Consider the following 14,611-nt stretch of genomic DNA (forward strand, 5'->3'; position numbering starts at 1 on the left):
GGCACTACCCGCAACCAGAACAGGAATCCTCCGGTGTCCCAGTCCATCCCCAGCTTCGCCGTCACCCGTTCGGACCACCCGCGCAGCGCTGAAGAGCGCGCCCAGATCCTGGAGAAGCCGGGCTTCGGCCTGCATTTCACCGATCACATGGTGGAGGTGCGCTGGGACAAGGATGCCGGCTGGCACAACGCCAACGTGCGTGCCTACGGTCCGCTGCAGCTGGATCCGGCCGCAGCCGTGCTGCACTACGGTCAGGAAATCTTCGAAGGCATCAAGGCCTACCGCCATGCCGATGGCTCGATCTGGACCTTCCGTCCGGATGCCAACGGCCGCCGCCTGCAGCGTTCGGCACAGCGCCTGGCGCTGCCGGAACTGCCGGTGGAGATCTTCGTCGAATCGCTGAAGCAGCTGATCGCCGTGGACAGTGCCTGGGTGCCGTCGGCTGATGAGTCCAGCCTGTATTTCCGTCCGTTCATGATTGGCGATGAAGCCTTCCTTGGCGTGCGCGGCGCGCACAAGGCCGGTTACTACGTCATCGCCAGCCCGGCCGGCCCGTACTTCGCCAAGGGCGTCGCCCCGGTGTCGATCTGGCTGTCCACCGAATACGCGCGCGCGGCCAAGGGCGGCACCGGCGCCGCCAAGTGCGGTGGCAACTATGCTGCCTCGCTGCTGCCGCAGCAGAAGGCGCAGGCGCAGGGCTGCTCGCAGGTGCTGTTCCTCGACCCGGTGGAAGGCAAGTACCTGGAAGAGCTGGGTGGCATGAACGTGTTCCTGGTCTACAAGGACGGCACGCTGGTGACCCCGGAACTGTCCGGCAGCATCCTCGAGGGCATCACCCGCGAGAGCATCCTGCAGCTGGCCCGCGACCGCGGCATGAAGGTCGAAGAGCGCAAGGTCACCATCGACGAGTGGAAGAACGGCGTGGCCTCCGGTGACATCGCCGAAGTGTTCGCCTGCGGTACCGCCGCGGTGGTCACCCCGATCGGCCAGCTGAAGGGCGAGGGCTTCTCGGTGGGCGATATCAACGCCCCGGCCGGCGAGGTGACCATGTCGCTGCGCAAGGAACTGACCGACATCCAGTACGGCCGCCTGCCGGACCGCCACAACTGGCTGGTCAAGCTGGGCTGATCGCCCGCGGTCAACGGTAGAGCCGAGCCCACGCTCGGCCGGCTTTCCGGAAAGCCCGTCCCAGTGACGGGCTTTCTGCGTTGTGGACCCGCCCGCCAGACCGCAGCAGGTGATTGCTTGACGCAAATAGGTTTGCGATGCAAACTGAATTCAAGCGACCCCGGTGGAGCGTGTCATGCAGCAGCCGTCCGTCATTGATCCTTCCTCGCGCCTGCAGGCGCTGACCCGTGAGTACTCCCGGTACTCGCGAAGTGCCGGGGGCCTGTCGGCGATGGCAGGCGGCTTCGCCTGCCTGGCCTCGTTCCTTGCCGGCGCCCTGTTGCCGACCACCCTGGCGCTGCGCATCGTGCTCATTGCCCTGCCGGTGTTGTGGATCGTCGGCAAGCAATGGCTGGCACGCCGTTACTACCAGCGGCTGGGCCAGGTCGAGGAGCAGGTCACGCCGGTTGAACGCAATTTCCAGCGCTTCTTCATCGCCTTCACCGCGCTGGTAAGCGTGCTGGTGATCGGCAGCGTGCTGCCCCGGATGGTGCCGATGGGCGAGTTGCCCTGGGATCTGCGCGCCATCGGCTATCTGGTCGTGGTGGCACTGTTGCCCTGGATGGTGTGGCGCTGGCTGCGTACGCCGCTGGAGTTCATCGTGGGCGTGTTCCTGCTGTGCCAGGCCGCGCTGGCCTTCACCGGACAGGCGTATGGCTTCGGCCCGAGCACCGCCGTGTTCCCGTTGGCATCCATCGCGCTGATCGTGGTCGGTTGGCGTGACCACCAGCGCTTCCAGCGGCTGCAGGTGGAGATGCGCGCGTTCATGGCGGCGCGGACGAACGTCGAATGACCCAGCTGCCTGATTCCAGAGCGTTGCTCCAGCTCGACCGCTTGATCCATGAGCCGGCACGGCTGCTGATCCTGTCGATCCTGGCAGGTGCCGAATCCGCCGAGTTCGGTTTTGTCGAGCATCTCAGCGGGTTGAGCAAGGGCAACCTCTCCAGCCATTTGAGCAAGCTTGAAGCGGCAGGGCTGGTCGCCATCGACAAGTCGTTCCGTGGCAAGCGCCCATTGACCACCTTGCAGTTGACGCCGATGGGCCGCACTGCCCTGGCCGAGTACCGCACGCAGCTGGCGGCGATCGTTGCCGGCATTCCCGATCCGGATCGAAAGGACTCCTGAAATGACATTGCTCCCGCGCCTGTTTGCAGTTCTGGTTGTTTCCTTCTCTGCCCTCACCGGCGTGGCCGCGGCCGCAGATCCGCGCCAGCAGGGAGCCGCGCTGACCGCGCAGTTCTACGAAGGGCACATCGATGCCCTGTGGGAACGGATGACCCCGCAGATGCAGGCGGGGCTGCAGTCCCCGCAGAGCCTGGTGGCGCTTCGCGAGCAGGTGCTGGCGGGCTGGGGCACGGAAACCGAGCTGGTCAGTGAGAAGGTCGAGAAGGTTGATGGGTTCGACACCTATCTGCGGCAGGCGCGCTTCGCCAGGAGCCCGGCCATCATCCAGGTGCTGTGGGCCATCGATGCCGACGGGCGGATCGGCGGCTTCTACATCCGCCCGCTGCAGACCGCGCCGCCGCAGGCCGCGGCGAGCGGGTTCCTCGACTACCAGACCCGCACACGGCTGCAACTGCCGTTCGACGATGAATACTTCGTGTTCTGGGGCGGGCGTACTGTCGAACAGAACTACCATGCGGCCCATGCCGGCCAGCGCTTCGCGCTGGATCTGCTGATGATCCGCGATGGCCGTTCGCACCGTGGCGATGGCCTGCGCAACGATGACTACTACTGCTTCGGTCGCCCGATTCTCGCACCGGCCGACGGCACGGTGGTGGAGGTGATCGAGGGGGTCGCCGACAACGTGCCGGGCCAGATGAATGCCGCCCAGCTCACCGGCAACCGCGTCATTCTCGATCACGGCAATGAGGAGTACTCGGTGCTGGCGCACCTGCGCCAGGGTAGTGTGCGCGTCGCCCAGGGACAGGTGGTCCGCAGTGGCGCGCACCTCGGTGACTGTGGCAACAGCGGCAACTCGTCCGAGCCGCACCTGCACTATCAGCTGCAGGCCGGGCCCGTGTTCGGTGTCGGCGAAGCGCTGCCGGCACAGTTCTCCGGCTACGTGGCCGATGGCCAGCCGGTTGTACGCGGTGAACCGGTCAAGGGGCAGCGTATCCGGCCTGCCGGCGTTGCGCAGGCGAAATAGCCAGCGCGTCCAACGCAGCGGGCAGGGCACCGTGCGGATGCTGCGCGACCGCTGGTGTGGGCAGTCGACGCCGATGTCGGCAAAGTCATTCCAGGACACGTGACGACCCAGTCAGGTCTGTGCAGGACACGAGAAAGTTCCTTCACCTTCACAAACCCTCGACCCGAAAAGTCTCAGAACGAACATTTCATCTTGCTGAAAAGACGCTGAAAATCTTGTGGTGTCCGGTTTCGGCCTTTAGCGTCATCTGCACGGCGGATCGTTAGGGGGATCCGCTGACTCACCGGACTTCGAACCTCGCCAATGCAAGCCAGCCCATGGTTCGGGCCGGTGCTTCTGCCGATTCCGGCATTCACACCACAAGAAAGGGAAATACGATGTCCCAGGTAACGCAACCGCGTGTGCGTCGAGTGTGGGTGGTCCTTGGTGCGTCCGTTCTGTCATCGCTGCTGCTGGCCACGCCTGCGCTGGCCGGTGATGTCCAGCTCAGCGGCCTGCAGTCCGCGCCGACGCACCAGCGTTTCATCGTGAAGTACCGCGACGGCAGCGCCGCCGTGGCCAGCACCACTGCGCTGGCTTCGTCGCTGAAGACGGCCGCCGCTGGCCTGGCCAGCAGCCAGGGCCGCGCGCTGGGCCTGCAGGAGGTCCGCAAGCTGGCCGTTGGCCCGACCCTGGTCAGGACCGATCGTCCGCTGGACCGGGCCGAATCCGAGCAGCTGATGCGCAAGCTGGCCGCCGACCCGAACGTGGAATACGTCGAGGTCGATCAGATCATGCGTGCGACCCTGACCCCGAATGACACCCGCTTCAGTGAGCAGTGGGGCTTCGGCACCACCAATGCCGGCATCAACATCCGGCCGGCCTGGGACAAGGCCACCGGCACCGGTGTCGTTGTCGCGGTGATCGATACCGGCATCACCAACCACCCGGACCTCAACGCCAACATCCTGCCCGGCTATGACTTCATCAGCGATGCGGCGATGGCGCGCGATGGCAACGGCCGCGACAACAACCCGAACGATGAGGGCGACTGGTACGGCGACAACGAGTGCCAGGCCGGTTACCCGGGTTCGAACTCCAGCTGGCACGGTACCCACGTCGCCGGCACCGTGGCGGCAGTGACCAACAACAGCACCGGCGTGGCCGGTACCGCGTTCAACGCCAAGGTCGTGCCGGTGCGTGTGCTCGGCAAGTGCGGCGGCTACACCTCCGACATCGCCGATGCGATCGTGTGGGCTTCCGGCGGCACCGTCAGCGGCGTACCGGCCAACGCCAACCCGGCCGAGGTCATCAACCTCTCGCTCGGTGGCGGTGGCAGCTGCTCGACCACCTACCAGAATGCGATCAATGGTGCGGTCGGCCGTGGCACCACCGTGGTGGTTGCCGCTGGCAACAGCAACACCAACGTGTCCTCGTCGGTGCCGGCCAACTGCCCGAACGTGATCGCGGTGGCGGCCACCACCTCGGCCGGTGCGCGTGCCAGCTTCTCCAACTATGGCAATGGCATCGATATCTCGGCACCGGGCCAGGGCATCCTCTCGACCCTCAACAGCGGCACCACCACGCCGGGCAGCGCCAGTTACGCCTCGTACAACGGCACCTCGATGGCGGCACCGCACGTGGCCGGCGTGGTCGCGCTGATGCAGTCGGTCGCTCCGAGCCCACTGAGCCCGGCGCAGGTCGAAAGCATCATCAAGAGCACCGCACGTCCGCTGCCGGGCGCCTGCTCGGGTGGCTGCGGCGCCGGCATCATCGACGCCAATGCCGCCGTGGCTGCGGCGATCAACGGTGGCGGCAATCCGAACCCGGGTGGCAATGTGCTGCAGAACAACGTGCCGGTGACCGGCCTGGGTGCTGCGACCGGTGCCGAGTTGAACTACACCGTTGCGGTTCCGGCTGGCAGCACCCAGCTGCGCGTGGCGATCAGTGGCGGCAGCGGTGATGCCGACCTGTATGTGCGCCAGGGCAGTGCCCCGACCGATACCACCTACACCTGCCGTCCGTACCTGAGCGGCAACAGCGAGACCTGCACCATCAACAGTCCTGCCGCCGGCACCTGGTACGTGCGGGTGAAGGCGTACAGCACTTTCTCGGGCCTGACCCTCAACGCCCAGTACTGAGCCCAAGCCCCTCTCCATGGGCACGCCCCGGCCTAGGCCGGGGCGTTTTTGCTTTGGGCAGGTGCCGACCTTGGCCGGCACGCTGTTCCTCAGACCGACTCGAAGCGGTTCGCGGCCACGTTCTTGCGCACGTGCTGAGGGTCGAAGATCCGGCCGTTCATGGCGATGTACACGCCGCTCGGCAGCGACTGCACCGCACCGATCGCGCAGCCGATGTTGAACTCCGCATCCGAACCTCGGAAACGCGCCGGGCTGAGTGCGCCGGTCATCACGATGGTCTTGTCCGGGATCGTCGCCAGCACCTTGCCGGTCTGCACCATCGAATCGGTGCCGTGAGTCACCAGCACGTGGCGGGTCGGCTGCGCGGCGATGGTGGCGCGGATCAGTTCGCGGTCCTCATCGTTGATGTGCAGCGAATCCTTGCGCAGGATCGGAATCACGTTGAAGCGGAACGTCACGCCCAGCTCGCGCAGGATCATGCCGATCTGGGGGTCGCCGATCTGGTAGTCCGACTTGTCGTCGAAGTAGATCTTGTCGATCGTGCCACCGGTGGTGACGACCAGGAGCTCTTCCATCATGTGCATGCGCGAAACCAGGACAGGTACAGCGGCGCGGGGCCAGGAACACAGATGATACGGCCCGGCGGGCGCAGCGTCAGCGTCGCTTGCCGAAGCGGGCGCGCAGCCCTGGCAGGCTGGCGCTGAAGATCACCAGCAGGGCCAGCGCGATCTCGATCAGCGCCAGCCAGCGCGTCTCCGGGTGGCTCCAGGCGCTCATCACGCCGTGGCTGAACCAGCCCAGCGCCAGCACCGAGGCCCAGAAACCCGCCTTGCGCCAGCCCAGGCGCAGTGCGATGGCCAGCGCCAGCGGTGGCGCGGTGAACACCAGCTGGGTGGCCAGCCAGTGCTTGTCATTGATGAACCAGCCGGCGAACAGCGCGGCCAGCCCCATCAGGGCCAGCAGCAGGACCGTGCGCGGCGGCCGGTTCATCGGGCCAACCGCTGCGCGATGTCGGCCACCCGGCGGCCCAGCGCACGGGCCAGCACGGCCTCGTCGTCGGTCGGCTGCGGATCGTCGGCGGCACCGGCCACGTGGCTGGCGCCATAGGGCGTGCCGCCACTGGTGGTATGGCTCAGCGCCGGTTCGGTAAACGGAATGCCGACGATCACGCAGCCGTGGTGCAGCAGCGGTACCTGCATCGACAGCAGGGTCGATTCCTGGCCGCCATGCATCGAGGCGGTCGAGGTGAACACCCCGGCCGGCTTGCCCGAGAGGGTGCCGTTGACCCATTCGGCGCCGAGACCGTCGAGGAAATGCTTCACCGGCGCGGCCATGTTGCCGAAGCGGGTCGGGCTGCCGAGCAGCAGGCCCTGGCACTCGACCAGGTCCTGCACGCTCACATAGGGGGCGCCATCGTCGGGTACAGGCGGCTGCGCGGTCTGGGTCACCGCGGCCACCGGCGGCACCGTGCGCAGGCGCGCGCTCATGCCCGGCACTTCGCCGATGCCCCGCGCGATCTGGCGCGCCAGCCGTGCCACCGAACCGCCCCGGCTGTAGTACAGCACCAGAATCTCGCCCATCGTGCCCGCTTCTCCTCGTCGTGTGGCCACCAGTATGGCTATCCTGCCAGCATTCCGCATCGGGTACCCTTCCACCGATGGAACCTCTGGATACGCTCAACCTGTGGATGGAGCGCGCGCGGGATCGCGCACGGGCCATCAGTTTCGGCCGCTTCCTGTGGCATCGCTTCCTCGACGACCGCCTGTTCCAGGCAGCGGCGGCGCTGGCGTACACCACGGTGTTCGCGCTGGTGCCGCTGGCCATCGTGGTGTTCGGCGTGCTCTCGGCCTTCCCTGTCTTCGACCGCTGGAGCGACCAGCTCAGCGATTACGTCTTCTCCAACTTCGTGCCCAATGCCGCGCGCGCGGCGGAGGGCTACCTGCGGCAGTTCTCGGCCAGTGCCGGCCAGCTCACCGCCGCCGGCTTCATTGCGCTGGTGGTGTCACTGCTGATCACCCTCAACAGTGTTGAAGAGACCTTCAACCAGATCTGGCGGGTTGGGTCGACCCGGCCCAAGCTGACCCGTTTCCTGGTCTACTGGACCGTACTCACCCTGGGCGCGATGCTCGCCGCCGCTTCGCTGGCGGTGTCGGCGCGGGTGTTCGCGATGCCACTGTTCGGGACCCAGGAAGGTCGTTGGCTGGCCGAGTTCGCATTGCGGCTGGCGCCGATCCTGATCGAGTTCGTCTGCATCACGCTGATGTTCCGGGTGGTGCCGCACCACACCGTGAAATGGCGGCACGCGGTGCCCGGCGCGATCCTGGCGGCGGTCATCCTGGAAGTGGTGAAATGGGGCATCGGTGCCTACCTGGGCAGTTTCCAGTCCTACCAGAAGCTGTATGGCACGGTGGCCTTCGTGCCGATCCTGCTGCTGTGGATCTACCTGTGCTGGGTGGCAGTGCTGCTGGGGGCATCGTTGTCTTCGTCGATGGCCGCCTTCCGCTACCAGCCGGTGGAACTGCGCCTGCCGCAGGGTTACGAGTTCTATGGCCTGCTGCGCCTGCTGGGCCGCTTCCACCATGCACGTGCCAAGGGCAAGGGCCTGGCCGATGATGAAATCCTGCGGCTCGAGCCGATGCTGACCGATTCGCTGCTGCAGGACCTGGCCTGCAACCTGCAGGAGATCGGCCTGCTGCGCCGCGATGAACGTGGTGAATGGCTCTTGTCGCGTGACCTGGACCAGGTCAGCCTGGCCGATCTGTACGAATGCACCCAGCTGCGCATCCCGGTGGCCGAGCAGCATCTGCCGTACCGGGACGACAGCCTGGGTCGCGCCGCATTGGCGGCACTGGACGACCTGCGACTGCCCCTGCGCGAACGCCTCAAGCGCAAGGTCAGCGATATCTACACCGAATCTGGAGACATGCCATGACCCGCAAGACCCCGTTGCTGCTGCTCCCGCTGGCCCTCCTGTTGGCCCTGGCGGCCTGCAAGCCGGCACAGGAGCCGACCCCGGCCAGCAGCCAGCCGCCGGCGCAGGCACCGACACCGAGCACGCCGGCACCGGTCGAGGAGACCCCGGCCGAACGCATCACCGCCGAGTTCCCGACGCTGAAGATGAAGGCGGTCGATGGCAGCGACTACGACCTGGCCGCGCACCGCGGCAAGTGGGTGGTGGTGAATTTCTGGGCGACCTGGTGCGCGCCGTGCCGCAAGGAAATGCCGGAGTTGTCGGCGCTGCATGCGATGCGCAGCAACATCGAAGTGGTCGGCCTGGCCTATGAGGACATCGAAGCGCCGGAAATGCAGGCGTTCCTGACCAAGCATCCGGTGACCTATCCGATCGTGATCGTCGACCCGTTCGATCCGCCCGCCGATTTCGCCACGCCGCGCGGCCTGCCGCTGACGCATCTCATCGATCCGCAGGGCAAGCTGGCGCACAGCTTCCTCGGCCCGGTGACTGCCGCCGACATCGAAAAGCAGATCGCGGCTGCCAAGTAGTGGGTGGGTCGGCAGGGCCTGCGGCCCTGCACCCCGCGGTAGTGCCGGCCGCTGGCCGGCAGTAACAGCAACAGCGTGCATTCCGTGGGTGGGCGGGGCGGTGTCGGAGTGCGGGGACGCCGCAAGTACGTCCCTGTAGGCTTGGCAGCCGCTTGCTCGTGTGCGCTTTCCTGCGCACACGGCAAGACCGGGGTTGGGCGTCCTGCCCAACCCGCCCGAGGCGTGCCTCGGGCCCATGCGGCTGACACCCCGCACTCCGACACCGCCCCACCTCTGACAGATTTCTGCGATCTGGTAGATCCACGCCATGCGTGGATGAATCTCCATCGAGTTCGAATACTTCGACAATCGAACAAAGAGCATCCACGCATGGCGTGGATCTACAGAATGCAATGCCGACAGATCGCGGAGATCTGTCGAAGGCGGGGTGGGTCCGGTTGCGGGGGCGTGAGCCGCATGGATGCGGCGACCGAGCTTACATGGACGTACTTGCAGCGTCCCCCGAAACCGGACCCACCCCGCCATCCCTCAGGAAGCCCGCCGTTGCTGTTGCTGTTGCCGTTGCTCTGGCTTCGGCAGGTGCAGGGCCGCAGGCCCTGCCGAACAACCCCTATTCCTCGACCGGGAAGTCCTCGATCGGCTTCAGCACATCGTAGTGCTCGCGGTGCAGCTTGCCCTTCAGCTTCGGCAGCTCCGGCAACGGCGCATCCACGCGCGTATCCGGCAGCCGGTCCAGCAGGTTGCGCACCAGCGTCAGCCGGCCCAGGCGCTGGTCGTTGAAATCCACCAGCGTCCACGGCGCCGCTTCGCGGTGGGTGGCGCGCAGCATCGCCTCGCGTGCCTCGGTGTAGGCGCTGTACTTGCTGCGTGATTTCAGGTCCACCGGAGAGAGCTTCCAGCCCTTCAGCGGGTCGATATGACGCTCGGCGAAGCGCTTTTCCTGCTGCTCCTGGTCAACGCACAGCCAGTACTTGAACAGCAGGATGCCGTCGTCCACCAGCAGCTGCTCGAACACCGGCGCCTGGCGCAGGAACTGCTGGTACTCGGTCTCGCTGCAGTAGCCCATCACCCGCTCCACGCCGGCACGGTTGTACCAGCTGCGGTCCATCAGCACGATCTCGCCGGCGGCCGGAAGGTGCGACGCGTAGCGCTGGAAGTACCACTGCGTGGCTTCTCGGTCGGTAGGCTTGGGCAGTGCCACCACCCGGCACTGGCGAGGGTTGAGGTGCTGGCTGATGGCCTGGATCGCGCCGCCCTTGCCCGCCGTGTCACGCCCTTCGAACAGCACCAGCAGGCGTTGCCCGCTGTGCTGCACCCAGCGCGCCATCGCGGTCAGTTCCAGCTGCAGTGGCAGCAGCAGTTCGTCGTAGTCCTTGCGCTTGAGCTTGGCCATCGTCACACCACGCGGGAAGGAAGCCCGAGCGTAGCGCACCGTCGCGTCACCGCATGTAGAGGCAGGGCGACCGCCGCTGGGATGAGATCGATTGGGTATCGATTGGGTGCCGACTGGGTAGAGTCGACTATCGCGCGCAGCGCGGGGTTTTCGGCTTCCGGCCGAGAGCAGTCGACTGACAGTCGACTCTACCCAGCAGGCATTTTCCAGTAGACATTACCCGGTCTGTTCCGCTGTTCCCAGCCAGCCGTGCTCGCGCGCCAGCTGCTGCACCAACGCCGACAGATCATGGGCAAACCCGCCCATGTCGAACAGCCCGCTGCGCTCGCGTGCCTGCGCCAGTTCAGCACGCAACGCGGCCAGCGCAGCCGGGTCGTTGCCCAGTGCACTGGCGGTGGCGATGAACGCGGCATCGTCGGCGACGTTCAGCCGGGCCAGGCCAAGGTGATGGTTGAGGCTGCCGGCCACGCGCGCGGCGAAAGTGTCGCCCGGGCAGGTCAGCACCGGGCAGCCGGCCCACAGCGCATCGGAGGCGGTGGTGTGGGCGTTGTACGGATGCGTGTCCAGGAACAGGTCGGCCAGCTGATAACGGGCCAGGTACTGCGGATGCGGCAGCTTGTCCATGAACACCAGGCGCGCCGGGTCCAGGCCCGCGGCCTCTGCGGCGGCACGCAGGCGCGCGTCGGCCTGGCCGGGCCCGGACAGCAGCCACAGCACGCTGCAGGGCACCGCCTGCAGCACTGCAAAGGCACGGCCCATGCTGCGCGGGTTGAGCTTGTAGCTGTTGTTGAAACAGCAGAACACCACGCCCTGCACGGGCAGACCGCAGTCGGCACGCGTCGGCGCAGGCTCCAGCACGCGCGTGTTGTCCGACGGCTGGAAGGCTCGCGGCAGGCGCAGCGCGCGTTCGTTGTAGTGCGGCTCCAGTGCGGGCGGCAGCGCGAAGGCATCGCCGATCACCGCATCCATCCACGGCCCCCCCGACGTGCCCGGATAGGCCAGCCAGTTCAGCTGCAGCGGGGCAGGGCGCATCGCCAGCACTTCCGGCGCGCCACCACCGCCCCAGCCACGCAGGTCGAACAGCAGGTCGATGCCCTGTGCGCGGATGCGTGCGGCGGTATCGGCATGACGCAGGCCGGCCACATCATGCAGCTGCGTCGCTGTCTGCAGGCGCTGGCGGATGCGGCTGCCATCGTCGCGGTTCAGTGCGAACAGATGCAGTTGCAGTGCGGGGTCGTGACGCAGCTGCTCGAACAGCGCCACGGTCAGCAATCCGGTCGGATGTGCGCCGAACCCATTGGAGAGGAAACCGACGCGCAGCGGGCCGTGCGGGCGCACCGTTGCCGGCGGCAATGGCCGCACCGAGGCAGCCACAGCCACCGCACGGGTGCGTGCGCAGGCCAACTGCTCGGCAGCGCTGGCGTCCTCGCTGAGGAAGGCAAACGGCTCGACCACGCCCTGGCCGCTGGCCACGGCGGCGCGCACCTGTGCGGCCAGCGAGTCCACGTCCTGCCAATCGCACAGGCGACGCTGCCAGGCCAGGCGCTGGGCGGCGATGTAAGGTTCGGCCGGCATCAACCCATGTGCGCGTCGATAGGCCGCCGACGCACCTTCGGCATCATCGGCATCTTCCAGTGCGTGGCCCAGCCACAGCGCAATGCCGGGATGTTGCGGTGCCAGTGCCGAGGCCTGGCCGAGCAGCTTGGCTGCATCGCCATGTGCACCGGCCATCCACGCCACGCGGCCGAGCCGCGCCAGTGCTTCGGGGTGGTTCGGGCGCAGCTGCAGGGCACGTCGCGCGGCCTGTTCGCCGGCAGCGATGTCGCCGGCTTCCAGTTCCACGTCGGCCAGCATCACCCAGGCGACGAAGTCGTCGGGCTGGCGGGCAATCGCTTGCTGCAGGTGCTGTCGCTGCTGCCAGGCCGACATCGTGCTCAGCCTGCCGACAGCTGGGCCAGGGCGTCGACCTGGTGTTCGTGGCTGAGCCGCTGCAGCAGCGGGTCGAGGTCACCGGCCAGGATGTTGGGCAGGTCGTACAGGGTCAGTCCTTCCACACGGTGATCGGTGATGCGCCCCTGCGGGAAGTTGTAGGTTCGGATGCGCTGGCTGCGGTCACCACTGCCCACCTGCAGGCGCCTCGACTCGGCCTGCGCGGCATCCTGGCGCTGGCGCTCGGCGTCCAGCAGCTGCGCCTTCAGGCGCTTCATCGCCTTGTCGCGGTTGGCGTGCTGGCTGCGCTCGGTCTGGCATTCCACCACCACGCCGGTTGGCACATGGGTGATGCGGATGGCCGATTCGGTCTTGTTGACGTGCTGGCCGCCGGCGCCGGAGGAGCGGAACGTATCCACCTTCAGGTCGGCCGGGTTGATGACGATGTCATCGACTTCGTCGGCTTCGGGAATGATCGCCACGGTAGCCGCCGAGGTATGGATGCGGCCCTGCGATTCGGTGGCCGGCACGCGCTGCACGCGGTGCGTGCCCGATTCGAACTTCAGGCGCGAGAACGCGCCACGCCCGACCACGCGTGCCACCACTTCCTTGTAGCCGCCGTGCTCACCGGGATTGTCCGATTCGATCTCGACTTTCCAGCCCTGGCGTTCGGCATAGCGGGCGTACATGCGGAACAGATCGCCGGCGAAGATCGCTGCTTCGTCGCCGCCGGTACCGGCGCGCACTTCCAGGAACAGGTTGCCCTCATCGCGCGGGTCGCGCGGTACCAGCAGCAGGGCAAGCTCCTGTTCCAGTTCCTGCAGGCGGGCCTGGGCCGCGGCGATTTCCTCGTCGGCCAGTTCGCGCAGGTCGGGGTCGGCGCGCATGCCTTCGGCCGCGGCCAGGTCGGCCTTGGCGCGGGTTTCGTCGGCCAGTGCGGTGGCGACCGGCTCAAGTTGGGCGAATTCGCGCGAAAGATCGCGGAAACGGGTGTTGTCGGCGACCACATCGGGTTCGGCGAGCAGGCGTTCCAGTTCTTCGCGGCGCTCGGCCAGCGCTTCCAGCTTACGGCGCAGGGTCGGCGTCATCGGGTCTCACGGGTGGGTGGCGGTAACCCGGCGTGGCCGGGAACAGGCGCTCGGCGGCGCGGGTCAGGTCGGCATCGCCACTGAGCGCGGCTGCGCGCAGGGCGGCGGTCGGCGGATGCAGCAGGCGGTTGGTCAGGCCGTGGGCCAGCAGTTCCAGCACTTCATCGGCCGGCTTGCCGTTGGCCAGTTGCTGGCGCGCGCGCTCCAGCAGCTCGGCGCGGGTGGCCTCGCCGAAGGCGCGCAGCTGCCGCAGCGGCGCCTGGTGGGCGCTGGCCTGCAGGGTTTCGACGAAACGCGAGACCTGCAGGTCGATGATCGCCTCGGCCTCGGCGGCCGCTTCGCGGCGGCCGCGGCGGTTGTCTTCCACCGCGCGCTCCAGGTCGTCGACGGTGTAGAGGAAGGCGTCGTTGAGCGTGCCGACCTCTGCCTCGATGTCACGCGGCACGGCCAGGTCGAACAGCAGCATCGGTTTGTGCCGGCGCGCGCGCAGGGCATTGGCCACCATCTCGCGGTGGATCACCGGTTCGCGTGCGGCGGTGGCCGAGAACACCACGTCGGCCTCGCCGAGGTGGCGGTCCAGTTCAGTCAACGGCAGGGCCACGCCGCCGTGGCGGCTGGCCAGCTCCTGCGCGTGGGCGAGGGTGCGGTTGGCGATCAGCAATCGCCGCACCTTGCCTTCACTCAGGTGGCGTGCAGCCAGCTCGATGGTCTCGCCCGCGCCCACCAGCAGCACGGTGGAATCGTCCAGGCGTGCGAAGGCGTTCTGCGCCAGGCGAACTGCGGCCGAGGCGACCGACACCGGATTGGCGCCGACCTGGGTGTCGGTGCGCGCACGCTTGGCGACCGAGAAGGTCTGCTGGAACAGGCGGTCCAGGCGCTGGCCGAGCAGGCCGTGGTCACGCGCGGTCGACCAGGCATCCTTCACCTGGCCGAGGATCTGCGGTTCACCCAGCACCATCGAGTCCAGGCCGGTGGCGACCCGGAACAGGTGGCGCACGGCCTCGGCATCGGCGTGCTGATACAGGTAGCCCTGCAGGTCGCCGGCCTGGGTGTGCAGCCACTGGTCCAGCGCCTGTGCCGAATCGGCCACGGCATACAGCTCGGTGCGGTTGCAGGTGGACAGCAGCACCGCCTCGGCGATCTGCGGAGTATCGCGCAGCGAACCGAGCGCGCGCGGCAACGCCTCACCGGCGAAGGCCGCGCGCTCGCGCAGCTCCACCGGTGCGGTCTGGTGATTCAGTCCGAGCACCCACAGGGTCATTGT

General features: G+C 67.3%; 14 protein-coding genes. 7 read left to right on the forward strand and 7 right to left on the reverse strand.

Annotation, left to right across the window (positions count from 1 at the left end):
* Positions 1-33 precede the first annotated feature (33 nt).
* The 5 genes from AC5P57_RS21325 to AC5P57_RS21345 all read left to right on the forward strand — a co-directional run bounded on the left by AC5P57_RS21325 (position 34) and on the right by AC5P57_RS21345 (position 5,436).
* A complete protein-coding gene (locus tag AC5P57_RS21325) occupies positions 34-1,128 on the forward strand; it encodes a branched-chain amino acid aminotransferase (RefSeq protein WP_099552729.1) in 1,095 nt (364 codons plus the stop codon).
* 175 nt (positions 1,129-1,303) lie between these two features.
* The gene (locus AC5P57_RS21330; RefSeq protein WP_099552728.1) at positions 1,304-1,960 is read left to right on the forward strand and encodes a hypothetical protein; all 657 of its coding nucleotides are present in this window, start codon (positions 1,304-1,306) and stop codon (positions 1,958-1,960) included.
* Entirely contained in the window at positions 1,957-2,292 is a 336-nt protein-coding gene (locus AC5P57_RS21335) for a transcriptional regulator (protein WP_046985218.1), read from the forward strand. The genes AC5P57_RS21330 and AC5P57_RS21335 overlap by 4 nt, the downstream gene beginning before the upstream one ends.
* Position 2,293: 1 nt before the next feature.
* Complete coding sequence (locus AC5P57_RS21340) at positions 2,294-3,316, forward strand: M23 family metallopeptidase (RefSeq protein WP_262234605.1); 1,023 nt, start codon at positions 2,294-2,296, stop codon at positions 3,314-3,316.
* Positions 3,317-3,693: 377 nt separating this feature from the next.
* Positions 3,694-5,436, forward strand: coding sequence for a S8 family peptidase (locus AC5P57_RS21345; protein WP_099552726.1), 1,743 nt, complete (start codon positions 3,694-3,696; stop codon positions 5,434-5,436).
* Positions 5,437-5,525: 89 nt separating this feature from the next.
* Here the strand turns inward: AC5P57_RS21345 and AC5P57_RS21350 are convergent, their stop codons facing one another.
* The 3 genes from AC5P57_RS21350 to wrbA all read right to left on the reverse strand — a co-directional run bounded on the left by AC5P57_RS21350 (position 5,526) and on the right by wrbA (position 7,016).
* The gene (locus AC5P57_RS21350; RefSeq protein WP_010481766.1) at positions 5,526-6,011 is read right to left on the reverse strand and encodes an asparaginase domain-containing protein; all 486 of its coding nucleotides are present in this window, start codon (positions 6,009-6,011) and stop codon (positions 5,526-5,528) included.
* Positions 6,012-6,090: 79 nt separating this feature from the next.
* Positions 6,091-6,426: a DUF2069 domain-containing protein gene (locus AC5P57_RS21355; protein WP_099552725.1), complete on the reverse strand. Its 336-nt coding sequence runs from the start codon at positions 6,424-6,426 to the stop codon at positions 6,091-6,093.
* Positions 6,423-7,016, reverse strand: coding sequence for an NAD(P)H:quinone oxidoreductase (gene wrbA / locus AC5P57_RS21360; RefSeq protein WP_005408181.1), 594 nt, complete (start codon positions 7,014-7,016; stop codon positions 6,423-6,425). The genes AC5P57_RS21355 and wrbA overlap by 4 nt, the downstream gene beginning before the upstream one ends.
* Before the next feature lie 77 nt (positions 7,017-7,093).
* Here wrbA and AC5P57_RS21365 point away from each other — a divergent pair, with 77 nt between their 5' ends.
* Complete coding sequence (locus tag AC5P57_RS21365) at positions 7,094-8,368, forward strand: YihY family inner membrane protein (protein ID WP_262234606.1); 1,275 nt, start codon at positions 7,094-7,096, stop codon at positions 8,366-8,368.
* Positions 8,365-8,937, forward strand: a complete 573-nt coding sequence (locus tag AC5P57_RS21370) for a TlpA family protein disulfide reductase (protein WP_099552723.1) — start codon at positions 8,365-8,367, stop codon at positions 8,935-8,937. The genes AC5P57_RS21365 and AC5P57_RS21370 overlap by 4 nt, the downstream gene beginning before the upstream one ends.
* Before the next feature lie 610 nt (positions 8,938-9,547).
* Here AC5P57_RS21370 and ppk2 read toward each other — a convergent pair.
* The 4 genes from ppk2 to hemA all read right to left on the reverse strand — a co-directional run bounded on the left by ppk2 (position 9,548) and on the right by hemA (position 14,608).
* Positions 9,548-10,330 (reverse strand): polyphosphate kinase 2, encoded by a 783-nt coding sequence (gene ppk2 / locus AC5P57_RS21375; RefSeq protein ID WP_014036078.1) that lies wholly within the window; start codon positions 10,328-10,330, stop codon positions 9,548-9,550.
* A 216-nt stretch (positions 10,331-10,546) separates the two neighbouring features.
* Positions 10,547-12,259 (reverse strand): O-linked N-acetylglucosamine transferase, SPINDLY family protein, encoded by a 1,713-nt coding sequence (locus AC5P57_RS21380; RefSeq protein WP_099551249.1) that lies wholly within the window; start codon positions 12,257-12,259, stop codon positions 10,547-10,549.
* Between the two features lie 5 nt (positions 12,260-12,264).
* Positions 12,265-13,347, reverse strand: coding sequence for a peptide chain release factor 1 (gene prfA, locus AC5P57_RS21385; protein ID WP_099551248.1), 1,083 nt, complete (start codon positions 13,345-13,347; stop codon positions 12,265-12,267).
* The gene (gene hemA / locus AC5P57_RS21390; protein ID WP_099551247.1) at positions 13,325-14,608 is read right to left on the reverse strand and encodes a glutamyl-tRNA reductase; all 1,284 of its coding nucleotides are present in this window, start codon (positions 14,606-14,608) and stop codon (positions 13,325-13,327) included. Before hemA ends, prfA begins: the two co-directional genes overlap by 23 nt.
* Positions 14,609-14,611: the final 3 nt, after the last annotated feature.

The sequence above is a fragment of the Stenotrophomonas sp. YJH_SMC_79 genome (assembly GCF_059367995.1).

Bases quoted from the DNA above. Each gene is read 5' to 3' on its own strand.
- AC5P57_RS21355 (WP_099552725.1), bottom strand. From the start codon at position 6,426: ATGAACCGGCCGCCGCGCACGGTCCTGCTGCTGGCCCTGATGGGGCTG.
- AC5P57_RS21370 (WP_099552723.1), top strand. From the start codon at position 8,365: ATGACCCGCAAGACCCCGTTGCTGCTGCTCCCGCTGGCCCTCCTGTTG.
- ppk2 (WP_014036078.1), bottom strand. From the start codon at position 10,330: ATGGCCAAGCTCAAGCGCAAGGACTACGACGAACTGCTGCTGCCACTG.
- AC5P57_RS21350 (WP_010481766.1), bottom strand. From the start codon at position 6,011: ATGGAAGAGCTCCTGGTCGTCACCACCGGTGGCACGATCGACAAGATC.
- AC5P57_RS21345 (WP_099552726.1), top strand. From the start codon at position 3,694: ATGTCCCAGGTAACGCAACCGCGTGTGCGTCGAGTGTGGGTGGTCCTT.
- AC5P57_RS21365 (WP_262234606.1), top strand. From the start codon at position 7,094: ATGGAACCTCTGGATACGCTCAACCTGTGGATGGAGCGCGCGCGGGAT.
- AC5P57_RS21335 (WP_046985218.1), top strand. From the start codon at position 1,957: ATGACCCAGCTGCCTGATTCCAGAGCGTTGCTCCAGCTCGACCGCTTG.
- wrbA (WP_005408181.1), bottom strand. From the start codon at position 7,016: ATGGGCGAGATTCTGGTGCTGTACTACAGCCGGGGCGGTTCGGTGGCA.
- hemA (WP_099551247.1), bottom strand. From the start codon at position 14,608: ATGACCCTGTGGGTGCTCGGACTGAATCACCAGACCGCACCGGTGGAG.
- AC5P57_RS21380 (WP_099551249.1), bottom strand. From the start codon at position 12,259: ATGTCGGCCTGGCAGCAGCGACAGCACCTGCAGCAAGCGATTGCCCGC.
- AC5P57_RS21330 (WP_099552728.1), top strand. From the start codon at position 1,304: ATGCAGCAGCCGTCCGTCATTGATCCTTCCTCGCGCCTGCAGGCGCTG.
- AC5P57_RS21340 (WP_262234605.1), top strand. From the start codon at position 2,294: ATGACATTGCTCCCGCGCCTGTTTGCAGTTCTGGTTGTTTCCTTCTCT.
- prfA (WP_099551248.1), bottom strand. From the start codon at position 13,347: ATGACGCCGACCCTGCGCCGTAAGCTGGAAGCGCTGGCCGAGCGCCGC.